Below are 22,661 nucleotides of genomic sequence, written 5' to 3' on the forward strand. Positions count from 1 at the left end.
CAAAAAAGAGTGAATAAAGTTACGGCGGCCATAGCGGCAGGGAAACGCCCGGTCCCATCCCGAACCCGGAAGCTAAGCCTACCAGCGCCGATGATACTACCCAACAGGGTGGAAAAGTAGGACACCGCCGAACACAATTTAAGTCCTGTGCCCCCTAATTTCGATTAGGGGGCACAGGCATTTTTGTATTCGTATATCAGTCGAATAGCGACAGATCGGCCGGCATTCGGCTTTTCTCCAGCGCCAATAGTGCGCGCTTGCGATCAATTCCTCCGCCATATCCGGTCAATCCCCCGGTCGAACCGATAACGCGATGACACGGCACGATGATGCCGATCGGATTTCGGCCATTCGCCAATCCCACCGCACGCGACGCCCCCGGAGATCCGATTTGCATCGCGATTTCTCCATAGGACCGTGTCTCGCCGTACGGAATGGTGCGCAGGGCTGACCAGACTTTGCGTTGGAATTCGGTTCCGCCGAGATCCAGATCGAGGTCGAATTCGGTGAGTTCGCCGGCGAAATAGGCCGCCAGCTGCTCGACGGCGTCGGCGAATATTTCATCGTCAGATTGCGCCCAGTCGGACCGATCCGGCTCGTGCGTCTGGTCCACCATCCGCAAATGCCGCAGGGTCGATCCCGTGCCGGCCAGGGTGAGTGGGCCTACCGGGCTGTCGATTATTCGGTACCGCATGGTCGTCGTCACGGTGTCTCCTTCGGTGGCCAGTGATTCACGGAATGGTCCAGAGTCGTCCACAGGTGCTGTACGGCATAGGACCGCCATGGTCGCCACTGTGCACTGTGTGCGGTCAGCGCCCGCACGTCGGCCGGCAGGCCGAGCTGTTCGGCCGCGAGTCGCACCCCGAGATCGCTGGCCGGAAAGGCGTCGGGATCACCAAGCCCCCGCATCGCGACGATCTCCGCCGTCCACGGTCCGATTCCGGGTAGCGCCAGCAGCTGCTCACGGGCCTGCTGCCAGTCGCAGCCGGGATTGAGTGTCAGCTCGCCGTCGCCCAGGGCCGCGATCAGCGCGGTCACCGAGCGCCGCCGGGCGGCCGGCACGGCAAGGTGCGCCGGGTCGATATCGGCCAGCTGAGCGGTGCTGGGAAACGTGTGCGTCAGCCCCCCGTGCGGATCGGCCGCCGGCGTGCCGTAGGCGGCGACGAGCCGCCCGGCGTGGGTGCGTGCCGCTTTGGTCGACACCTGCTGGCCGAGTACGGCCCGCACCGTCAGTTCTTCTTCGTCGACCGTGCGCGGGATCCGCTGCCCCGGCGCTTTGCTCACCACGGCACTCAGGTCGGCGTCGGCGCCCAGCACATCGAGAACGGCTTCCGGGTCGGCGTCGAGATCCAATAACCGCCGGCAGCGAGCGATCGCCGTGGCGAGGTCGCGAACGTGCTCGAGCACCAGCGTGCACCGGACGTGGTCGGGCTGCGGGGTCAGACTCACCACACCGCAACCCGACGGTAGGCGCAGTGTGCGGCGGAACGCGCCGTCGCGCACCTCTTCACAGCCTGGCACCGCACTGGCCGCCAGGTGCCCGAACACGCCCTCATAGGCGAACGGGGTGCGCACCGGCAGCCGCAGTGACAACGCTTGCCCGTCGGGTGCGCTTGCCGCCCAATCTCGGCGGGCAGCCTTGGCCCGCAATGCCGTCGGCGTGGTGTCGCAGGCGGCTCGCAGGGTGTCGTTGAACTGGCGGATGCTCGCGAAACCCGCTGCGAATGCGATATCGCTGAACGCCATGTCGGTGGTCTCGATGAGCACCCGCGCCGTCTGGACCCGCTGCGCCCGGGCCAGTGCCAGCGGCCCGGCACCGACCTCGGCCTGCAACATTCGCTCCAGCTGGCGGGCGGTATAGCCGACCCGTCTCGCCAGTCCCGTCACGCCTTCGCGGTCTACCGCACCGTCACCGATCAACCGCATCGCCCGGGCCACCGCGTCACCGCGGACGTTCCACTCCGGCGAACCCGGTGAGGCATCCGGACGGCAGCGTTTGCAGGCCCGAAAGCCCGCTCGCTGTGCAGCCGCCGAGCTGGGGTAGAAGCGCACGTTACGGGCCAGCGGCAGCCGCACGGGGCAGCTGGGCCGGCAGTAGATACCGGTGGTCTTGACAGCGGTGACGAACCAACCGTCGAACCGCGAGTCCTTGGACTGAACGGCGCGGTAGCAGCGGTCGAAATCGTCATGCACGTCTTGAACTTTTACACGTCGGCACCGACAGCACTAGCGGAAAACCGACATCGTGGTCGAGCGCTATCAGCCGACCGTCTCGGGTACCGGGCGATCGCCCCAGCCCGATGTACCGATCAGGTCGAAGAAGGTCGGTGACGGTGCCCCGTTGATCAGGTGGTGCAGGTGCGCGGGGAAGGACAGCGGCGGAGCCTTCATCGGATTGGCGCGGGTGTCGGCAGCGATCGCCTCGGCGATGGCATAGCCCAGATCATGACGCGGCCACGCGGCGTGCACCCGCTCGGCGAATCCGGCGGACAGCCGCTTCTTGTCGAACCCGTTGATGTCCAATGCGATTCCGAGATGAGAGATCGCGTGGACCGGTCCGAACCGGTGGGCCAGCCCGACGCTGGTGTGCAGCGCGATCGATTCCCACACCGTACGCACCGCAACGTCGTCGACTCCGTGGTCAGTCAAGAAGCGCGCCGCGGCGTCGGCCCCGTCGACTTCGAAGCGCTGGTCTCCGCTGCCGTACTCGGTCACGCCCAGGTCGTGCAGCAGACAGCTGAGGAAGACCAGCTCGTCGTCGTAATCGACCCCGGCCCGCAAGCCGTCGGCGGCGGCCAGTTCGCGACCGAACAGATAACCGCGGACGCAGTGGTTGGTCAGAAACGCAGGGGAGACTTCGGCCACCAATTGCAGTGCGGCTGAACAGATATCGGAGTCCGGGAAGTCCCAGGCGGCCACGTCGTCGAGGGTCATGCCGCTACCTTGCCCGACCTCGACCCGTCAGTCGAGTGGCCCGAAGGTCCGGTACCCCACAAATCAGGACATCGCGAGACCGGCCACGATGAGCCAGATTGCGACGTAATGGCATGTCGCGGCGGCGGCGGTGAACGCGTGAAAGAACTCGTGATAGCCGAAAGACGCGGGCCACGGGTTGGGCCAGCGCAGCCCGTAAAGCACTGCGCCGATGTTGTACAGCACGCCACCGGCGACGAGGAGGCCGACGACGGTCAATCCGGCGCCGTCGAGAATTGTTCGGGCGAAGGCGATTGCGGCATAGCCGAGCATCAAATACAGCGGCACGCCGATCCACCGCGGCGCCGAGGGCCACAACATCTTGAGTGCAATGCCCGCCGCCGCACCGACACAGACGATGGTCAGCACCCGGGTGGCGGTCTGCGGTGGCATCGCCAGGACGGCGATGGGGAAGTAGGTGCCGACGATGAAGACGAAGATCATCGAGTGGTCCGCGCGCTTCATCCACTTCAACGTCTTCGGTGAACGCCACCGTACGAGGTGGTATGTCGCGCTCACGCCGAACATGGCGACGATGGTGGTGGTGTAAATCGCGGTCACCCAACCCGCATTCGGGGACGCTGCCGCGAAGGCCGCCCGCACCAGCGCTGCACTGGCGACGATGGCGACAACGGCCGAGGACAGATGAATCCAGCCGCGGACCCTGGGCGTGCCGAGTACGTCGGCGATGATCTCGATTCCGGCCGGGGCTGAAGGCAGTGGTGTTGGCGAGGCTTCCTCGAATGTCACGCGGGCACGGCCAGGCGGGTCGGCTCTTCGTGGCCGCGCAGCGTCACCGGGTCGGCCAAGACCCAGTGGGCCCGCTCGGAATCGCCGGCCCGCTCGACGGTCGATGCCGTCACCAGAAGTCGGCTCGCGGTGGACTTCGCGAGCTCGGACAGGCGCGCGGCCTCATTGACCGGTGGGCCGATCACCGTGTATTCGAATCGCTCGTTGGCGCCGACGTTGCCGGCGACGACCTCACCGGCGGCGACGCCGAGGCCGGCTGGGCATTCGGGTACCTCCTGCTCGAGACGCCGCATGATCGTGCGGGCCGCGGCGAGCGCATCGTCTTCGGGATTGTCGAGCGTGACCGGCGCACCGAACACCGCGAGCGTGGCATCGCCTTCGAACTTGTTGAGCAGACCGTTGTGCCGGTTGACCTCTTCGACGATCACGGCGAAGAACCGGTTGAGCAGGTCGACCACCTCGATCGGGGGCAGGGTGCCGACCAATTGCGTGGAGCCGACGATGTCGACGAAAAGCACTGCCACGTGGCGCTCTTCGCCACCGAGCTGCGGCTTCTGCAGCTCGGCGGCTGCGGCGACCTCTCGGCCGACGTGGCGGCCGAACAAGTCGCGCACCCGTTCGCGCTCCCGCAGCCCCGCGACCATCGAGTTGAATCCCCGTTGCAACTCACCGAGTTCGGTGCCGTCGAAGACCACGACGCTGGCCTTGAGATCACCGTCCTCGACGCGTTTGAGCGCCGAGCGCACCACCCGCACGGGAGTCGCGGTGATCCAGGCCAGCACCCACATCAAGGTGAACCCGAACACCAGCGTGGCCGTCGAGGTGATCAGGACGGCCACTTCCAACTGGGTCTTGGTCATGTTGTCCAAGACCAGCGAGATCAGTGCGCTGAGCCCGATGCCGATGACCGGCACGCCCGAGCCCAGCATCCAGACCGTCATCGTGCGGCCCATGATCCCCGGCGCCAGCCGGTGCGGCGGCGGTCCGGCCGCCAGCGCCAATGCCGCGACGGGGCGCAGCGCGAACTCGGTGGCCAGGTAGGCGCCGGTGGAGACCATCACTCCGGCGAAACCCGTAACGAGCAGGATCCGCGGAATGAAGTCGGTGTCGAACAGCCCGTAGAGGACCGTGAAGACGACCGTGCCCACCACCCAGAGCGACAGCTGGGCCAGCGCGACGCGCCACGGGGTGAAGAACGCGTTGCGCTGGTCGACGCGGGTCGGCGCTCGTCCCTCGGCTGCCCACCGGAGGTCTTTGACCGTGCGGGCGGTGATCCACCAGCTGCCGAAGGCGAGCGCGGCGGCCGCATACGCGGGGGCCAAACCAAAGGTGAGCCAAGCCGGCACGTCGGTGAACACACTGGGTACCGGATAGGCCACGCTGACCAACAGGGCCGCGACCACGATGCCGAGGAGGTTCACCGCCAGCAGCGATACCGTGACCAGCGTCTGGATCCGGACCCGGCGGCGGGCCGGACTCTCGTTGACCCGCCCCAGGATCAACGAGCCGTAGGCCGGTGGGCCGGCCAACCGGCCGCTCTGCCGGGTCACCCGTTCCAGAACCCGGCCCAAGCGCTGCGCGAGGCTCGGAGGGGACGTCATGGTGGTGTCAGCCTAATTCGCCGGAGGGCGCAGACCCTAAGCTTGTGCAGTGCGCCTCGTGATCGCCCAATGCACCGTCGACTACCTCGGTCGTCTCACCGCCCACCTGCCCTCGGCTCGTCGGCTGCTGCTGATCAAGGCCGACGGCTCAGTCAGCATCCATGCCGACGACCGGGCCTACAAGCCGCTGAACTGGATGAGCCCGCCGTGCTGGCTGACCGAGGAGGCCAAGGATGACTCGTTGCCGGTGTGGGTGGTGGAGAACAAGGCCGGCGAACAGTTGCGGATCACGATCGAAAGCGTCGAGCACGACTCCAGCCACGAGCTCGGGATCGATCCCGGACTGGTGAAGGACGGTGTCGAAGCGCACCTGCAGAAGCTGCTGGCCGAGCACATCGAGCTGCTGGGCGACGGCTACACCCTGGTCCGCCGGGAGTTCATGACCGCCATCGGCCCGGTGGACATCCTCTGCCGCGATGACGAGGGCCGCACGGTCGCGGTGGAGATCAAGCGCCGCGGTGAGATCGACGGTGTGGAGCAGCTGACGCGCTACCTGGAGTTGCTCAACCGGGACAGTCTGCTGGCGCCGGTGACCGGAGTGTTCGCCGCCCAGCAGATCAAGCCGCAAGCCAGAACGCTGGCCACCGATCGCGGAATTCGTTGCCTGACTTTAGATTACGACGTCATGCGGGGGATGGATAGCGACGAGTTCCGGCTTTTCTGATGCCGCGTCGCCGGCCACCTCGCCCTAAAGGCAGCGGTGTTCCGCCGCTACCCCTGCAGCGCCGCGTCGAGTCGGGCGCCGACGGATTCGACTACGAAGTGCGATCGATACCGGCTGCGCGAGCGGTCAAGACCTACCGCTGCCCCGGCTGCGATCACGAAATCCGTTCAGGGGTGGCGCATGTCGCGGTGTGGCGCGCGGACGATGGTGACGCTGCGCTGGAGGATCGACGGCACTGGCACACCGCCTGCTGGGCGAACCGCGCCAACCGCGGGCCGACCCGGAAGTGGTCGTGAAACCTAGTGAGATGAAGCCGGCTCGACGAGTTCCACCAGGACGCCACCAGCGTCCTTCGGGTGGATGAAGTTGATCCGTGAGTTCGCGGTTCCGCGGCGCGGTGCGTCGTAGATCAACCGGACACCCTGGTTGCGCAGCTGTTCGGAGATGGCGTCCAGGTCGCTGACCCGGTAGGCCATCTGCTGGATGCCGGGGCCGCGCTTGTCGATGAACTTGGCGATCGTCGAGGTCTCATCCAACGGCGCCATCAACTGGATCTGGGCGCAATCGGGGGCCGCGTTCTTCAGCGACAACATGGCCTCACGAATGCCCTGGTCGGTGTTGATTTCCTCGTGCACCAGGATCATTCCGAGGTGCTCGTGGTACCACTGGATGGCCGCATCGAGATCCGGCACCGCGATGCCGACATGGTCTACGGCCGTGACGAGCGCACTGGCCAGAACTGGACGGGCGTCAACTTGCTCAGCGGTCATAACGCAAAGGTAACCTAACCACATCGGATTCAACACTGGGGGATCCGTGGATAGCCGCATCGGGGCGGCGTGAAACGCTCTTGGAGGTAGGTATGACGACGTCGGTGATCGTTGCTGGAGCACGGACTCCCATCGGCAAACTGATGGGTTCACTCAAAGATTTTTCCGGCAGCGATCTGGGCGCGTTGGCAATCAAGGGCGCGCTGGAGAAGGCCGGAGTCCCGGCGTCGCTGGTCGACTACGTGATCATGGGCCAGGTGCTGACCGCCGGCGCCGGCCAGATGCCGGCCCGCCAGGCCGCCGTGGCTGCCGGTATCGGGTGGGATGTGCCTGCCCTGAGCATCAACAAGATGTGCCTGTCCGGGATCGATTCGATCGCCCTGGCCGATCAGCTGATCCGTGCCGGTGAATTCGAGGTCGTGGTCGCCGGCGGCCAGGAGTCGATGACCAAGGCCCCGCACCTGCTGATCAACAGCCGCGAGGGCTACAAGTACGGCGACGTCACGGTGCTCGACTCGATGGCGTACGACGGCCTGCACGACGTTTTCACCGACCAGCCGATGGGTGCGCTCACCGAGCAGCGCAACGACACCGACAAGTTCACCCGCCAAGAGCAGGACGAGTTCGCCGCCACCTCGCATCAGAAGGCGGCCGCGGCCTGGAAGGACGGCGTGTTCGCCGACGAGGTCGTGCCGGTGAAGATCCCACAGCGCAAGGGCGACCCGATCGAGTTCAGCGAGGACGAGGGCATCCGCGCCAACACCACGGCCGAATCGCTGTCCGGACTCAAGCCCGCGTTCCGCAAGGACGGCACGATCACGGCGGGTTCGGCCTCCCAAATCTCTGACGGCGGCTGCGCCGTCGTGGTGATGAGCAAGGCCAAGGCCCAGGAGCTCGGGCTGAGCTGGCTGTGTGAGATCGGTGCCCACGGTGTGGTCGCCGGCCCGGACTCCACACTGCAGTCGCAGCCGGCCAATGCGATCAAGAAGGCCATCTCTCGCGAGGGCATCACGCTCGACGACCTGGACGTTATCGAGATCAACGAGGCGTTCTCCGCCGTCGCGCTGGCCTCGACCAAGGAACTGGGCGTGGATCCCGAGCGGGTCAACCGCAACGGCGGCGCGATCGCGGTCGGCCACCCGATCGGTATGTCGGGTGCGCGGATCACGCTGCACGCGGCGCTGGAGCTCTCGCGGCGCGGATCGGGCTACGCGGTGGCCGCGCTCTGCGGAGCGGGCGGCCAGGGCGACGCGCTGGTCCTGCGGGCGGGGTAACTCGCCGGGTAACCAGCACGGTCAACGACGAGGCGTAGTAGCTGGCGCGCCGCTGCGGCACAATGGCTGCATGACGAGCACCTTTGACATCCGAAGCACGGCCGGCCGATTCCGGTTGGTGGCGCTGGCCGAAGCGGTGACGTGGGTCGGACTGCTGGTCGGGATGTACTTCAAGTACCTGGGCAGTCCGCGCACCGAGATCGGCGTCAAGGTTTTCGGCATGGCCCACGGGCTGGTGTTCATCGCGTTTGTGATCACTGCTCTCATGGCCGGCATCGCCTACAAGTGGGGCGTCCTGACGTGGTTGCTGGCGTTGCTGGGCAGCATCGTGCCCCTCGCCAGTGTGATTTTCCTCATATGGGCTGATCGGACAGAGAAATTGGGACCGGCAGCAGCTCCTGCTGCGTCTGGTCAGCCACTCGATTCGGCGCCGTCGACGACGTGACAGACTTGGGAACGTGACGCGTCCACGCCCCCAGATCGGTCCGGCCCTGGCCGCCGGCGCCGTCGACCTGTCCGGCCTCAAGCAGCGAGCTCAGCAGCCCGCGGACGCTGCGACCGCCCCCAGCGGCGGTGTCGAGGTCACCGAGGCCAATTTCGAAGCTGAAGTCCTGGTCCGCTCCGGCCAGCTGCCGGTCGTCGTGGTGCTGTGGTCGCCGCGCAGCGACGCCTCGGTGCAATTGGGTGAAGTGCTCGCCGCGCTGGCCGCCGACGACAACGGAAAGTGGTCGTTGGCGACGGTCAACGTCGACGTGGTCCCGCGGGTCGCCCAGATGTTCGGCATCGAAGCGGTGCCGACCGTGGTGGCCTTGGCCGGCGGGCAGCCGCTGGCCAGCTTCCAGGGCATGCAACCGCCCGAGCAGTTGCGGCGGTGGGTCGATTCGTTGCTGCAGGCGACCGCTGGAAAGCTCTCCGGCTCAGGCGATTCCGAGGAAGGGGCAGCCGTCGACCCGGCCTTGGAGCAGGCACGCGAATTGTTGGAGTCCGGCGATTTCGCGGCCGCGGCCGCGGCTTACCAGGCCATTCTCGACGCCGATCCGCAGCACGCCGAAGCCAAGGGTGCGTTGCGGCAGATGACCTTCCTGCAGCGCGCCACCGAGCAGCGCCCCGACGCGGTGGCCGTAGCTGATGCCGCTCCCGACGACATCGAGGCGGCCTTTGCCGCCGCCGACGTGCAGATCCTGAATCAGGACGTCGTCCCCGCCTTCGATCGCCTGATCGCGCTGGTCCGCAAGACTTCCGACGATGAGCGCACCAAGGTGCGCACCCGCCTGATCGAACTGTTCGAACTGTTCGATCCCGCCGACCCCGATGTCATCACTGGCCGGCGCAACCTGGCCAACGCGCTCTACTAGCCGGCGGCCGGCGCGGGTTCCAGCCAGATCGCCGAGTTCGGCGGCAGCACCAGCGTCGCCGATGCCGGCCGGCCGTGCCAGGGTTCATCGGTGGCCTCGACCGCGCCGAAGTTGCCCGCCCCCGCACCGTTGTAGACCGTCGCGTCGCTGTTGAGCACCTCGCGCCAGGTGCCGGTGTGCGGCAGCCCAAGCCGATAACGGCTGTGCTCCGCGCCGGAGAAGTTGAACACGCACGCCAGCACCGAGCCGTCGCTGCCGTATCGCAAAAAGCTCAGCACGTTGTTGGCCGAGTCGTTGGCGTCGATCCAGGAGTAGCCCTCCGGCTTGGTGTCCTGGCTCCACAACGACGGGCGGCCGCGGTAGAGCTCGTTGAGATCGGCGACGAAACGCTGGATCCCGGTGGAGTAGCTGTTCTCGTCGAGCTGGTACCAGTCGACCCCGCGTTCCTCGGACCATTCCGCGCGCTGACCGAATTCCTGGCCCATGAACAACAGCTGCTTACCGGGGTGGGCCCACTGGTAGGCCAGCAGGCTGCGCAGCCCGGCCGCCTTGACGTGGTCGTTGCCCGGCATCCGGCCCCACAGCGTGCCCTTGCCGTGCACCACCTCGTCGTGGCTGATCGGCAACACGAAGTTCTCGCTGAACGCATAGAGCAACGAGAACGTCAGCTCGCCGTGGTGGTAGGTGCGGTAGATCGGATCCCGGCTGATGTAATCCAGGGTGTCGTGCATCCAGCCCATGTTCCACTTCATCGAAAAGCCAAGTCCGCCAAGGTTGGTGGCCCGGGTAACGCCCGGCCATGAGGTGGACTCCTCGGCGATCGTGACGATGCCGGGGTGGCTCTTGTGGACGGTGGCGTTCATCTCCTGCAGGAACTGCACCGCCTCGAGGTTCTCCCGGCCGCCGTAGATGTTGGGCGTCCAGCCGCCGTCGGGCCGCGAATAGTCCAGGTAGAGCATGGATGCGACGGCATCCACCCGCAGGCCGTCGATGTGGAACTCCTGCAACCAGTACAGCGCGTTGGCCACCAGGAAGTTGCGCACCTCGGCGCGGCCGAAATCGAAGACGTAGGTGCCCCAGTCGAGCTGTTCACCTCGGCGCGGGTCGGAATGCTCGTAGAGCGGGGTGCCGTCGAAGCGGCCCAGCGCCCAGGCGTCTTTGGGGAAGTGTGCGGGCACCCAGTCGACGATCACTCCGATACCGGCCCGGTGCAAGGTGTCCACCAGGAAGCGGAATTCGTCGGGGGTGCCGAACCGGGATGTCGGCGCGTAGTAGGACGTCACCTGATAGCCCCACGAGCCGCCGAACGGGTGCTCGGCGACCGGGAGGAATTCGATGTGGGTGAATCCTTGGGCCACAACGTATTCGGTGAGTTGCTCAGCCAGCTCGCGGTAGCTCAGGCCGGGCCGCCAGGAGCCCAGGTGCACCTCGAGGGTGCTCATCGGCTGGAACACCGGGTTCTGTGCGGCCCGCTGCGTCAGCCACTCGGCGTCGTCCCAGGTGTAGTCCGAGGTGAACACACGTGAGGCGGTGTGTGGCGGGACCTCGGTTGCAAACGCGAACGGGTCAGCGCGGTCGGTGACCGACCCGTCGACGCCGTGGACGCGGAACTTGTAGAGCCCGTCCGTGGGGAACCCGGGCCAGAACAGCTCCCACACGCCGGAGGAGCCCAGCACCCGCATCGGGGCGTCGTTGCCGTCCCAGTGGTTGAACTCGCCGATCAGATTGATGCCCTTGGCGTTCGGGGCCCAGACCGCGAACGACACACCCTCGACCACGCCGTCGGCGGTCTCGAACGACCGCGGATGCGCGCCCAGGATCTCCCACAACTGCTCGTGGCGTCCCTCGCCGAACAGATAGAGGTCCATCTCACCGAGCGTGGGCAGGAAGCGGTAGCCGTCGGCGACGGTGATGGTGTGTCCGCCCGGGTAGCTGACCTCGAGCCGGTAGTCGACCAAGTTGGTGAACGGCAACGCCACCGCGAACACCCCGGACTCGATGTGCTCCATCGGGTGCCGCTCGCCCCCGACGAGGGCGACCACCTGCTCCGCGTGCGGTTTGAGCACCCGGATCACCGTATGGTCGTCGTACTCGTGGGCGCCCAGGATGCTGTGCGGGCTGTGATGGACTCCGGACACCAACCGGGCCAGCTCACCAGGATCTGGCGCCAGGTGCGGGCTGGCGAGCTTCTTGGTTCTCGTCATAGCGAAGGCTCCTTCGTCGTTCCCGTCATTCCCGGCGCAGCAGAACTGCTCTCTGCTCCTGCGGGATCAACGGCATGTTCAGGACGTGCGCGACGGCCCGGGCCGGTTCCAGTCGCACGTAGTTCGACTGGCCCCATTGATATTCCTCCCCGGTGATCTCGTCGCGCACCCAGAAACGGTCATAGGGCTGCATACCCAAAGCGGCCATGTCTAGCCACAGGGTGCCTTCCTCAGGGCCGAATGGGTTCAACGTCACCACCACCAGCACGGTGTCACCGGATACCGGGTCGAACTTGCTGTATGACAGCAGCGCGTCGTTGTCGATGTGGTGGAACGTGATGGTGCGCATCTCGCACAGGGCGGGGTGGAGGTGGCGAATCTCGTTGAGCCGCCGCAGGAATGGCTCCAGGGACTGGCCCTGTGCCAGTGCGCCTTCGAAGTCGCGCGGTCGCAGCTCGTATTTCTCGGAGTCCAGGTACTCCTCGCTGCCCTCCCGCACCGGCAGATGCTCGTAGAGTTCGAAGCCGGAGTACACGCCCCACGAGCTGCCCATCGTCGACGCCAGCACGGCCCGGATTGCGAACATGCCCGGCCCGCCGTGTTGCAGGCTCTCGTGCAGGATGTCGGGCGTGTTCACGAACAGGTTCGGCCGGGTGTAGTCGGCGTGCTCCGCGATCTGGCGGCCGAACTCCTCGATCTCCCATTTGGCGGTACGCCAGGTGAAGTAGGAATACGACTGTGTGAAGCCAAGTTTCGCGAGCCCGTTCAGCCGCGCCGGGCGGGTGAACGCCTCGGCGAGGAACAGCACGTCGGGATCGACGGCCTTGACCTGGCTGATCAGCCACGCCCAGAAGTTCGGCGGCTTGGTGTGCGGGTTGTCGACCCGAAAGATCTTGATGCCGTGGTCCATCCAGTGCCGCACCACCCGCAGCACCTCGTCGTAGAGGCCGCCGGGATCGTTGTCGAAGTTCAGCGGGTAGATGTCCTGGTACTTCTTCGGCGGGTTCTCCGCGTAGGCGATGGAGCCGTCCGGCAATTCGGTGAACCATTCCCGGTGATTCTTGGCCCAGGGGTGATCCGGAGCGCATTGCAGCGCCAGGTCGAGTGCGACCTCCAGCCCGTTGTCGCGTGCCGCATCGACGAACCGGTCGAAGTCGTCGATCGTTCCGAGATCGGGGTGGACGGCGTCGTGCCCGCCCTCGTCGCTGCCGATCGCCCAGGGTGATCCGACATCGCCCGGCTCGGCCGTCACGGTGTTGTTGCGGCCCTTGCGGTGCACCTTGCCGATCGGGTGGATCGGCGGCAGGTAGACGACGTTGAAGCCCATCGATGCGACCCGCGGGAGCGCCGCGGCGGCGGTCTCGAACGTGCCGTGCACGGGCCGGCCTGCCTCGTCGCGGCCACCGGTGGATCGGGGGAACAGTTCGTACCAGGCGCTGCACCGCGCCATCGGCCGATCCACCCAGATGCCGTAGGTGCTGCCCCGGGTGACCAGCTCGCGCAGCGGGTACTGGGCGAGCAGATCAGTGACCTCGTGGGACAGCGCCAGGGCCGCTCGGGTGAGCGGATCCCCGGACTCGCGCAGTGCCGCGGCGGCCGCCAACAGCGGCGCGCGGCGGTCGCGAGGCACGCCGGTGGCGGCGCGGGCCAGCAGGTTGCCGCCGACGATCAGATCGTTGTTGAGCTCCGACTCGCCCTGTCCGGCGTTGAGTTTGACGGTGACGTTGTGCCGCCACGTGGTGAGCGGATCGCCCCAGCCGTCGATCCGGAACGTCCACAGGCCCACCCGGTCGGGCACGAACTGGCCGTGGAAGACATCGGGGGTGCGGCCCATTGCCATCGGGTACAGCTGGGGCTTCACCCGGCTCACCGCGGGGGAGGCCTCGGTCAGCTCAGCGCCCTCGAGGGCTTTGACCCGCCGGGCTGGATTCTGCCCGAGCTGGGGGTGGGCAGTTCCGAGGTAGCGCACCACCAACGTCGCCGCCACCGCGTCGTGCCCCTCGCGCCACACCGTCCCGGCAACCGGCACGACTTCGCCGACGACCGCCTTGGCCGGATAGGTACCGCAGGACACAACGGGCGCGACGTCATCGATCTCGATACGACCGGGCACCCAACCACTCCATTCCTGACCTGTGCGACGTGGTCTGCTCCGCGCCGGCTCGAGTCGGTTTCTCGTTGTCGTGGCGCAGCAACCCTGGTCGCTGCACCGGTCGTGAGTCTTCTTGACCCTCGGGGTAACCGCATCGCGCCCTCTTCACACCGTAGTGCGAAGAATGACCGGCTGGGGAAGAAGCGCACGCTCGCGCCAACCGCACCAGGGTTCTCAGTAAGGTGGGAACGCGTGAAGGCCCTCCGCAGGTTCACGGTCCGTGCCCATTTGCCCGAGCGGCTCGCAGCCCTCGGCCGGTTGTCCACCAACCTGCGTTGGTCGTGGGACAAGCCGACACAAGATCTCTTCGCCTCGATAGACCCGCGGCTGTGGCTGCAGACCGGTCAGGATCCGGTGGCGCTGCTGGGCGCGGTCGCCCCGGCGCGGCTTGACGAATTGGCCGAGGACGAGCAGTTCCTCACCGGTCTGGATCAGCTTGCGGCGGATCTGGACGACTACCTGAGCCGGCCGATGTGGTACCAGGAGCAAGACGTCGCGTCGATGCCGACGGGCATCGCGTACTTCTCGATGGAGTTCGGTGTCGCCGAAGTGCTGCCGAACTATTCGGGCGGTCTGGGCATTCTTGCCGGCGACCATTTGAAGTCGGCGTCGGATCTGGGTCTGCCGCTGATCGCTGTCGGCTTGTACTACCGGTCCGGGTATTTCCGGCAGTCGCTGACTGCCGACGGCTGGCAGCACGAGAACTATCCGTCGCTGGATCCACAGGGGCTCCCGCTTCGGCTGCTCACCGACGCCGCGGGCGCGCCGGTGCTCGTCGAGCTGGCGATGCCGGACGCGAAGGTGCTGCGCGCCCGGGTGTGGGTGGCGCAGGTCGGCCGGATCCCGCTGCTGCTCTTGGATTCTGACATCCCCGAAAACGAGCACGATTTGCGCAACGTCACCGACCGGCTCTACGGCGGCGATCAGGAGCACCGCATCAAGCAGGAGTTGCTCGCCGGGATCGGCGGCATTCGGGCGATCCGTGCGTTCACCGCCATCGAGGGTCGGCCTGCCCCGGACGTGTACCACATGAACGAGGGCCACGCGGGCTTCCTGGGGGTCGAGCGGATCCGCGAATACATCTCCGAGCAGAAGCTCGATTTCGATACCGCGCTGACGCTCGTGCGGGCCAGCACGGTGTTCACCACCCACACTCCGGTGCCGGCGGGAATCGACCGCTTCCCGGTGGACATGGTGCAGATGTATTTCGGCGATGACGGGAAAGATGGCCTGCTGCCGGAGGTTCCGGTCGGGCGGGTCTTGGCGTTCGGTGCCGAGGACGACCCGTCGAAGTTCAACATGGCGCACATGGGCCTGCGGTTGGCGCAGCGCGCGAACGGGGTGTCCCTGCTGCACGGGCGGGTCAGCCGCACGATGTTCGACGAGCTGTGGCCCGGTTTCGACCCGGCTGAGGTGCCGATCGGCTCGATCACCAACGGTGTGCACGGCCCCACCTGGGCGGCCCCGCAGTGGTTGGAGCTCGGGCGGGAACTCGCCGGTTCCACCGAGGCGCTGCGCGAACCCAACGTCTGGGCGCGGCTGCAACAGGTCGACACCGGTCACATCTGGTGGATCCGCTCGCAGCTGCGCGCGCTGCTGGTCGAGGATGTACGCCAGCGGCTACGCCGGTCGTGGCTGGAGCGCGGCGCATCCGAGGCCGAACTCGGCTGGATTGCAACGGCTTTCGACCCTGAGGTGCTGACCATAGGCTTCGCCCGCCGGGTGCCCACCTATAAGCGTCTGACGCTGATGCTGCGTGATCCGCAGCGCCTCGAGGCGCTGCTGCTCGACAAGGACAAGCCCCTGCAGCTGATCGTCGCAGGCAAGTCACACCCGGCGGACGATGCGGGCAAGGCGCTGATCCAGCAGATCGTGCGGTTCGCCGACCGGCCGGAAGTGCGCCACCGCATCGCTTTCCTGCCCGACTACGACATGTCGATGGCCCGTCAGTTGTACTGGGGCTGCGACGTGTGGCTGAACAACCCGCTGCGTCCGCTGGAGGCCTGCGGCACGTCGGGGATGAAGAGCGCGCTGAACGGCGGGCTCAACCTGTCCATCCGCGACGGCTGGTGGGACGAGTGGTACGACGGCGAAAACGGCTGGGAGATACCGACAGCCGACGGCCTGGCCGACGAGAACCGCCGCGACGACATCGAGTCGGCCGCGCTCTACAACCTGCTCGAGCAGTCGGTGACGCCGACGTTCTACGACCGCGACGACAAGGGTGTGCCGACCCGCTGGGTGGAGATGGTCCGACACACCTTGCAGGGCCTCGGGCCCAAGGTGCTGGCGTCCCGCATGGTGCGCGACTACACCGAGAAGTACTACGCGCCCGCCGCCGCGTCGTTCCGCCGCACCAGTGCGCCGATCGACGGCCTGCCGTTCGGGGCGGCACGCGATTTGTCGGCCTACCGACAGCGTGTCCGGGAGGCCTGGCCGCACATCGAGGTCACCGATGTCGACAGCACCGGGCTGCCCGACACCCCGCTGCTGGGGTCGGAGCTGACCCTCACCGCGACCGTCGCGCTGGCCGGGCTGAAACCCGATGAGGTCGACGTGCAGGCGGTGCTCGGCCGGGTCGACGCCGCCGACGCCCTGCAGGACCCCGTCACCGTCGACATGGTGCACTCGGGTTCCGGTGACGGCGGCACCGACATCTTCTCGACGACGACCCCGTTGCCGGTGGCCGGTTCGGTGGGCTACACCGTCCGGGTGCTACCGCATCATCCGCTGCTGGCCGGTGACAACGAGCTCGGTCTCGTCACGCTGGCGTAACGCCGGCAGTTGCCGAACCGGTTAGCAGGGCAGGGGAGCCACCTGTAGGTTCCCAACAGGATGTCGAGGGGTGCCGCATCGGGGCGGACCATCGGCATCCGGGAAGGTGTTCGGGGCAGTGTTTGTTCGTCGCGCAGCGCTGATGGCGCTGGTGGGCACCTTTTTGTTGGCCGCGCCGGTGCCGGCATCGGCCGATCCCGATCCCGGCGGCCCCGAGCTGGGTCAGCCCGTCGCCGCCGACCAGGCCGCCCCGCCGGTCGATGACGGGAAGGTGGCCTCGACGCCGCCGGCGATCACGACATCACCGGATGGATGGACGCTGACGATCTCGGCCAAGGACGAGGTGCAGATGCCGATCGCACCGTTGACGACCGCCATCTCCTCACGGGAGTACTCCGTCAGCGGTGTATTCAATGGTGCACTCGACGGACCCGGCGACAACCCGAGGGGTGTGTTCGAGGTGGGCTACCAGATCGGTTGCGGCATCGACATGAGCACCTCCAACGGCGTTGCCCTGGGCGGCACGATCGGGGTGAACTCGTCGATCGGAATCATCGGGCTGGACTTCCCCAACAACGCGGCCGAGGGGTTGCTGCCCGGTGTCGGCGGCAATATCGGCGGGGCGATCACCGTCGGCCTCAAGCCCGGCATCATCAACATCGTCCCGGTGACCAAGAAGCAGTACAAGGGTGACCGGCCGTGGGTGTCGATCAGCAACTTCCACGTGAAAATCGATGGCTGCGTGGGGGAGTCGTTCATCCGCTCGTACGCGACGCTGAGCAAGTCCACCGACGAAGGCGACGCGATCCTGTCCTGGTACGGGGTGACCAAAAAGATCTGAGCGTCGATCCAGAACTCAGAGCGAAGAATCCGGGAGAAATGTCGCCCTCAGTTCTGAATCGCCGGTTCACTTACGGGAAGCGCTTGATGCAGCGGTCCTGATCGCCGAGCACTCCGATGCGGAACGCGTCGATGCGATTGAAGCCGGCGGGCACCGACTCGCCGTTGACGTCGCCGGCGGCCAGGCCGTTGGTCAGCAGACCCGACACCGCCTCGTCGATGTCGCCGGCCGTCAGCGCGACGGTGTTGCCGTCGGGGGTGGTGACCTCTTTGGACAGCTTGGTGGTCGCGACGCCGGTCAGGCACGCGGTGCGCAAGCCGGCTTCGGCGTTGTCGAGGACCAGTCCGCCGCGCTCGTGCTGTAGCGCCAGCATGTAGCGCGACACCAGCACGGAGTAGGCGGTGTTGTCGCCGGTGACCAGGACGTTGTCCTGGCCTTCGTTGGAGGCGCCCATCTTCTCCAGCCCAGGCAGGTCGACCGCGATGGTGTTGGTGGCCGGGCAGTACGACACCGGCGGGCTGGGCCGGGCGTCAGGGCATTTCGACGCCGACGCGGCGTCCAGGCTCAGGGTGGGCGGGTTTTTCGGCGTGAACAGGATGTTCATCGCTTCGATGATCGAGCGGGTCGAGTCCGCGGTGACCGGCCACTCACCGGTCTGGTCGCGCTGCAGTTCGATCGGCAAGTCTCCGCGGCGCTGGCCGATCTCCTGGGCGTCGATGGCCGCACACGACGACGGTCCGTCGGTGAAGCCGGTCTGGAACGCCGAGATCCGCTCGAACGCCGACCCGTGCTCGTCGCCACTGTCGGCGTAGTCGTCCTGGCTCAGCAGCGGGTCGCGGAACGAGATCATCGCGGCCAGAAGGTTGTTCAGCCCGTCACCGGTGCTCAGCGTGAACCGTTTCGAGTTGCCTTCGGCGACCCACCGCATATAGACGCCTGCGAGGCAGTCGGCCTGCTGCTCGGCCACGAGCGTGGGGGTGCCCTTTTTGTTGAGCTTGGCCATTTTCTGAATCGCATGCCCGTATTCGTGCGCCAGCACCATCGTGATCGCCATGTCGCCGTTGGCTTGTCGCAGTGCGGGCAGCAGCACGCCGCGATCCCAGCCGATGGTGTTGTCGTCTTCGCAGAAGCCGGCGTTGATCAGGTCGGAGGTGGTGTCGCCGCAGAATTCACCGTCGTAAGAGTTGGAGTCCCAGGAGATCAGGTCCTTGACGGGTCGGAATTGCCCGTCGAAAGAGCCCGTGTAGTTGTCCTTCCAGAACTCCTCGAGATCGCTGACCGACTGGGCGCCGATCTCGTCGTCCTCGCCACCGTCACTGTGCGAGACCCTTCGCGTCGGCTTCTCCGGATCCGAGCGCAAGCCGCTGGCGCCGTCCACCGCCTGCAGGCCGCCGACCTTGAACGGATCGTCGAAGACCGACACGGCCTTTCCGGAAATCGTCGTGCCGCAGCCGGCGAGCACCACCGCGACGCTCGCGACGGCGAGCAGGCGTGCGAGGAATCGGCGCTGCATGACGGTCACTTTAGTGCCGCGCCAGGGCTCTACCGATCCCAATTCAGGAGGCCCCGTCGCGGAGCCGCTGAAGTGCCTGCTTGACGCGCTCGGGATCGGTGGTCGGCCAAAATGGCGGCAACGACGCGCGCAGGTAACCGCCGTAGCGAGCGGTCGCCATCCGGGAGTCCAGCACCGCGACGACGCCCCGGTCGTCGGCGCGACGCAGCAACCGGCCCGCTCCCTGAGCAAGGAGCAGGGCGGCATGGGCGGCGGCGACCGTCATGAATCCGTTGCCGCCGCGCGCGGCGACGGCTCGCTGGCGTGCCGTCAGCAGCGGATCGTCCGGGCGGGGGAACGGAATCCGGTCGATGAGCACCAGCGACAGTGACGGCCCTGGCACGTCGACGCCCTGCCACAGCGACAGCGTGCCGAACAGCGAGGTTTCGGGGTCGGCGGCGAACTTTTCGACCAGCGCCGCGGTGTTGTCGTCCCCCTGGCAGAGGATCGGGGTGTCGATCCGGGCGCGCAGCGCCTCGGTCGCCGCCTTGGCGGCGCGCATCGACGAGAACAGCCCCAGGGTGCGTCCGCCGGCGGCCTCGATGAGCCCGGCGATCTCGTCGACCTGTTCGGGGGAGCCTGCGGAGTCCCGGCCCGGGGGCGGCAGATGCGCGGCGACGTAGAGGATCCCGGACTTGGCGTGCTCGAACGGGGAGCCGACGTCCAATCCGGTCCACTTCGGCCCGCCGCCGAGCCCCCAGGCGCCCGCCATCGCGTCGAACGAACCGCCGACGGTCAGGGTCGCTGAGGTCAAAATCGTTGTCGCGCTGTCGAACAGGCGGGTGCGCAGCAAACCGGCGACCGACAGCGGCGCCACCCGCAACACAGGCCGTCGGTTTCCACTACCCGATCCCCGAGTCGCTGCGCTCCTGCCCGCCGATCCCTCTTCCTGATCCAGCCACACCACCTCCGTGCGGTCCGGGATGGCCGGGACGAAGGAGTCGAGCACGCGTGACGCGGCGTCGCCGATCTCGGTCAGCGCCGCGATCGCCTCGTTGCGGGCCGCGGCGGCCTTGGGGTCTTTCGGCGCCGGATCGATGTCTCCGCGGGCGGCGGTGGCCGCGTCCCGCAATGCCGTCAGGTAGGTTGCCAGCTCCTCGTCGAGGTAATCGAGTCGGCCCGGCTGCGCGTCGTGGATCGCCGAGGAGAACGTCGCCACCGCCGCCTCCATCCGCTGAACCAGCGCCGGGCTGACCAGGCGGGAGATCCGCCGGACGGCCACCCCCAGCGGGGCGGGGGTCAGTTCACCGGTCGCCACCGACGTCACCCGGTCCACCAGTTCGTGGGCCTCGTCGACCACCAGATACTCGTGTTCGGGCAGCACCGCGGCGTCGGCGATCGCGTCGATCGCCAGCAGCGCATGGTTGGTGACGATGACCTCGGCGCGGCCCGCCTCGCCGCGCGCCCGTTCGGAGAAGCAGTCGGTGCCGTACGGGCAGCGCGCCATGCCGAGGCATTCCCGGGCCGAGACGCTGACCTGCGACCAGGACCGGTCGGGCACACCCGGCGTCAGCTCGTCACGATCGCCGGTCTCGGTGGACGACGCCCACGCCGTCAACCGCGCGACGTCACGGCCCAGCGCGCTCGCCGCGACGGGCTCGAACAGTTCCTCCTGTGAAGCGTCACCGGGCTCGTCTGCGCTTCCGTTGTGGATCTTGTTCAGGCACAGATAATTTCGCCGCCCTTTCAGCAGCGCGAACTTGGGCCGCCGAGGCAGTGCGGGTGCCAGCGCGTCGACCAGCCTGGGCAGATCGCGATCGACGAGCTGGCGTTGCAGCGCGATCGTCGCGGTAGACACCACAACCGGCGACCCCTCCGACACCGCGCGGGCGATGGACGGGATCAGGTAGGCCAGCGACTTGCCGGTTCCGGTGCCGGCCTGCACAGCAAGATGCTCGCCCTCGGCAAAAGCGTTCGCGACCGCCTCGGCCATCTGCACCTGGCCGGGACGCTCGGCACCGCCCAGCGCGGACACCGCCAGCGCCAGTAATTCGGTGACCGGCGGCACGTCGCTGTCGTCGCTCACCGTGACCGCACCGGCACCTGTCGGGTCGGGATCGCCGGCTCGCCCTGCGACAGGGCCAGGCCTTCCCAGGGCAGGCTGCGCAGCCCGCGCACCACCAGCTCACGCGCGGCGGGCAGATCGGCCGGCGCCAGCGGCTGCCCGGCGCGCACCAGCGGCACGGTCAGCACCCGCGCCGGCTCGGTCACCTCGGGTGCGGCCGCCACCGGGTAGATGACCTCCTCGGTGATCGTGCCCGTGGGCCGGGACAGCCGCAGTGCCGCCTTGCGTCCGCCGTGAGATTCCTTGCGGCTGCTGCGTTTCTGAACGGGAATGCCGTCGACCTCGACGAGCTTGTAGACCATGCTCGCGGTCGGGGCGCCCGAGCCGGTGGCCACCGAGGTTCCGACACCGTAGGTGTTGACCGGGTCGGCGCGCAGCGCTGCGATCGAGAATTCGTCGAGGTCACCCGACACCACGATCTCGGTGCCGGTGGCGCCCAGGTCGTCGAGCTGGCCGCGCACCCGCCGGGCCAGCACCCCGAGGTCGCCGGAGTCGATGCGCACCGCGCCGAGGCCGGTTCCGGCGACCTCGACCGCGTTGGCAACGCCCGCCGTCACGTCGTAGGTGTCGACCAGCAGGGTTGTCCCGACGCCCAGTGCGTCGACCTGCGCACGGAAGGCCGCCTGTTCGTCTGGTCCCGCCGCGGTGGTGTGCAGCATCGTGAACGCATGCGCGCTGGTGCCCATCGCCGGGATGCCGTAGCGGCGGTTGGCTTCGAGGTTGGACGTGCCGGCAAAGCCGGCGATATAGGCCGCGCGGGCCGCCGCCACCGCCGCCTGCTCGTGGGTGCGGCGCGAGCCCATCTCGATCAGCGGCCGGCCGGCCGCCGCGCTGACCATCCGCGCGGCCGCCGAGGCGATCGCGGTGTCGTGGTTGAAGATCGACAGCGCCAGCGTCTCCAGCAACACGCACTCGGCGAAGGTGCCGGTGACCGAGAGAACCGGGGAGCCGGGGAAGTACAGCTCACCCTCGGCGTAGCCGTCGACATCACCGGTGAACCGGAAGTCACGCAGATAATCCAGCGTCGCGCGGTCGAGGAAGGACCGTAGGGGAGCCAGGGCGTCGTCGTCGAAGATGAACTCGCCCAACGCTTCCAGGAACCGCCCGGTTCCTGCTACTACACCGTAGCGGCGGCCGTCGGGCAGCCGGCGGGCAAACACCTCGAAGGTGGTCCGGCGCTCGGCGGACCCGTCACGCAGCGCGGCGGCGAGCATCGTCAACTCGTACTTGTCCGTCAGCAGGGCGGCGGTCACAGCGCAACCGTATCGGCCCCCCGGCGGGCTGGATAGCCGGATAGGCGGCTCGCTATCCTTGGTCCCATGGGTTCGCAAGCAGCTCCGACCCGCCCGGACGCCAGCGGACAGCAACGCACTGAATCCGTCGCTGCTGTCGACACCCCGTGGGTCACGATCGTGTGGGATGACCCGGTGAATCTGATGAACTACGTGACCTACGTCTTCCAGAAGCTGTTCGGCTACAGCGAACCGCATGCCACCAAGCTCATGCTGCAGGTTCACAACGAGGGCAAGGCGGTGGTCTCCGCCGGGAGCCGCGAATCCATGGAGGTCGACGTGTCCAAACTGCATGCCGCCGGTTTGTGGGCGACCATGCAGCAGGACCGCTGA

The 22,661-nt window shown here is 67.3% G+C and carries 19 protein-coding genes and 1 rRNA gene; 9 read left to right on the top strand and 11 right to left on the bottom strand.

The window, feature by feature from the left end:
• The first annotated feature begins 20 nt into the window (after positions 1–20).
• Positions 21–133, top strand: a 5S ribosomal RNA gene (gene rrf, locus AB4879_RS01550).
• Between the two features lie 63 nt (positions 134–196).
• On the opposite strand, the gene AB4879_RS01555 is transcribed toward rrf, so the two are convergent.
• The 5 genes from AB4879_RS01555 to AB4879_RS01575 form a co-directional block, all read right to left on the bottom strand.
• A complete protein-coding gene (locus tag AB4879_RS01555) occupies positions 197–694 on the bottom strand; it encodes a methylated-DNA--[protein]-cysteine S-methyltransferase (RefSeq protein WP_083122144.1) in 498 nt (165 codons plus the stop codon).
• Between the two features lie 8 nt (positions 695–702).
• Complete coding sequence (locus AB4879_RS01560) at positions 703–2,193, bottom strand: AlkA N-terminal domain-containing protein (RefSeq protein ID WP_370506147.1); 1,491 nt, start codon at positions 2,191–2,193, stop codon at positions 703–705.
• Between the two features lie 66 nt (positions 2,194–2,259).
• The gene (locus AB4879_RS01565; RefSeq protein ID WP_370506148.1) at positions 2,260–2,934 is read right to left on the bottom strand and encodes an HD domain-containing protein; all 675 of its coding nucleotides are present in this window, start codon (positions 2,932–2,934) and stop codon (positions 2,260–2,262) included.
• A 63-nt stretch (positions 2,935–2,997) separates the two neighbouring features.
• A complete protein-coding gene (locus AB4879_RS01570) occupies positions 2,998–3,723 on the bottom strand; it encodes a hemolysin III family protein (protein WP_370506149.1) in 726 nt (241 codons plus the stop codon).
• Positions 3,720–5,324 (bottom strand): adenylate/guanylate cyclase domain-containing protein, encoded by a 1,605-nt coding sequence (locus AB4879_RS01575; protein ID WP_370506150.1) that lies wholly within the window; start codon positions 5,322–5,324, stop codon positions 3,720–3,722. The genes AB4879_RS01570 and AB4879_RS01575 overlap by 4 nt, the downstream gene beginning before the upstream one ends.
• A gap of 49 nt (positions 5,325–5,373) precedes the next feature.
• On the opposite strand from AB4879_RS01575, the gene nucS reads away from it, so the two are divergent.
• Both nucS and AB4879_RS01585 read left to right on the top strand, forming a co-directional pair.
• Positions 5,374–6,048 carry an endonuclease NucS gene (gene nucS / locus AB4879_RS01580; RefSeq protein WP_102809920.1) on the top strand — a complete coding sequence of 225 codons (675 nt, stop codon included), beginning with the start codon at positions 5,374–5,376 and terminating at the stop codon, positions 6,046–6,048.
• Positions 6,048–6,344, top strand: a complete 297-nt coding sequence (locus tag AB4879_RS01585) for a hypothetical protein (RefSeq protein ID WP_370506151.1) — start codon at positions 6,048–6,050, stop codon at positions 6,342–6,344. Before nucS ends, AB4879_RS01585 begins: the two co-directional genes overlap by 1 nt.
• A gap of 3 nt (positions 6,345–6,347) precedes the next feature.
• Here the strand turns inward: AB4879_RS01585 and mce are convergent, their stop codons facing one another.
• Positions 6,348–6,842 carry a methylmalonyl-CoA epimerase gene (mce, locus tag AB4879_RS01590; RefSeq protein WP_370506152.1) on the bottom strand — a complete coding sequence of 165 codons (495 nt, stop codon included), beginning with the start codon at positions 6,840–6,842 and terminating at the stop codon, positions 6,348–6,350.
• Positions 6,843–6,910: 68 nt separating this feature from the next.
• On the opposite strand from mce, the gene AB4879_RS01595 reads away from it, so the two are divergent.
• The 3 genes from AB4879_RS01595 to AB4879_RS01605 all read left to right on the top strand — a co-directional run bounded on the left by AB4879_RS01595 (position 6,911) and on the right by AB4879_RS01605 (position 9,447).
• On the top strand, positions 6,911–8,092 hold the full coding sequence (locus AB4879_RS01595) for an acetyl-CoA C-acetyltransferase (RefSeq protein WP_370506153.1): 1,182 nt from the start codon (positions 6,911–6,913) through the stop codon (positions 8,090–8,092).
• A gap of 70 nt (positions 8,093–8,162) precedes the next feature.
• Positions 8,163–8,537, top strand: a complete 375-nt coding sequence (locus AB4879_RS01600; protein WP_370506154.1) for a DUF3817 domain-containing protein — start codon at positions 8,163–8,165, stop codon at positions 8,535–8,537.
• Between the two features lie 13 nt (positions 8,538–8,550).
• The gene (locus AB4879_RS01605) at positions 8,551–9,447 is read left to right on the top strand and encodes a co-chaperone YbbN (RefSeq protein ID WP_370506155.1); all 897 of its coding nucleotides are present in this window, start codon (positions 8,551–8,553) and stop codon (positions 9,445–9,447) included.
• Here AB4879_RS01605 and glgB read toward each other — a convergent pair.
• Both glgB and AB4879_RS01615 read right to left on the bottom strand, forming a co-directional pair.
• Complete coding sequence (gene glgB, locus AB4879_RS01610; RefSeq protein ID WP_370506156.1) at positions 9,444–11,651, bottom strand: 1,4-alpha-glucan branching protein GlgB; 2,208 nt, start codon at positions 11,649–11,651, stop codon at positions 9,444–9,446. The genes AB4879_RS01605 and glgB overlap by 4 nt on opposite strands.
• Before the next feature lie 25 nt (positions 11,652–11,676).
• Positions 11,677–13,764, bottom strand: coding sequence for an alpha-1,4-glucan--maltose-1-phosphate maltosyltransferase (locus AB4879_RS01615; protein ID WP_370506157.1), 2,088 nt, complete (start codon positions 13,762–13,764; stop codon positions 11,677–11,679).
• 231 nt (positions 13,765–13,995) lie between these two features.
• Here AB4879_RS01615 and AB4879_RS01620 point away from each other — a divergent pair, with 231 nt between their 5' ends.
• Both AB4879_RS01620 and AB4879_RS01625 read left to right on the top strand, forming a co-directional pair.
• Positions 13,996–16,578 carry a glycosyltransferase family 1 protein gene (locus AB4879_RS01620; protein WP_370506158.1) on the top strand — a complete coding sequence of 861 codons (2,583 nt, stop codon included), beginning with the start codon at positions 13,996–13,998 and terminating at the stop codon, positions 16,576–16,578.
• 118 nt (positions 16,579–16,696) lie between these two features.
• On the top strand, positions 16,697–17,419 hold the full coding sequence (locus AB4879_RS01625) for an MspA family porin (RefSeq protein WP_233209528.1): 723 nt from the start codon (positions 16,697–16,699) through the stop codon (positions 17,417–17,419).
• A gap of 70 nt (positions 17,420–17,489) precedes the next feature.
• Here AB4879_RS01625 and AB4879_RS01630 read toward each other — a convergent pair whose 3' ends face one another.
• The 3 genes from AB4879_RS01630 to AB4879_RS01640 are packed head-to-tail and all read right to left on the bottom strand — an operon-like array spanning position 17,490 to position 22,331.
• Positions 17,490–18,932: a neutral zinc metallopeptidase gene (locus tag AB4879_RS01630; RefSeq protein ID WP_370506159.1), complete on the bottom strand. Its 1,443-nt coding sequence runs from the start codon at positions 18,930–18,932 to the stop codon at positions 17,490–17,492.
• Positions 18,933–18,975: 43 nt separating this feature from the next.
• Positions 18,976–20,979, bottom strand: a complete 2,004-nt coding sequence (locus tag AB4879_RS01635; protein WP_370506207.1) for an ATP-dependent DNA helicase — start codon at positions 20,977–20,979, stop codon at positions 18,976–18,978.
• A 14-nt stretch (positions 20,980–20,993) separates the two neighbouring features.
• The gene (locus AB4879_RS01640; protein ID WP_370506208.1) at positions 20,994–22,331 is read right to left on the bottom strand and encodes a nicotinate phosphoribosyltransferase; all 1,338 of its coding nucleotides are present in this window, start codon (positions 22,329–22,331) and stop codon (positions 20,994–20,996) included.
• Between the two features lie 24 nt (positions 22,332–22,355).
• On the opposite strand from AB4879_RS01640, the gene clpS reads away from it, so the two are divergent.
• Complete coding sequence (gene clpS, locus AB4879_RS01645; protein ID WP_036344021.1) at positions 22,356–22,661, top strand: ATP-dependent Clp protease adapter ClpS; 306 nt, start codon at positions 22,356–22,358, stop codon at positions 22,659–22,661.

Origin of the sequence: Mycobacterium sp. SA01, assembly GCF_041287105.1 — a bacterium.
In the GTDB taxonomy this organism is placed as follows: Bacteria; Actinomycetota; Actinomycetes; order Mycobacteriales; family Mycobacteriaceae; genus Mycobacterium.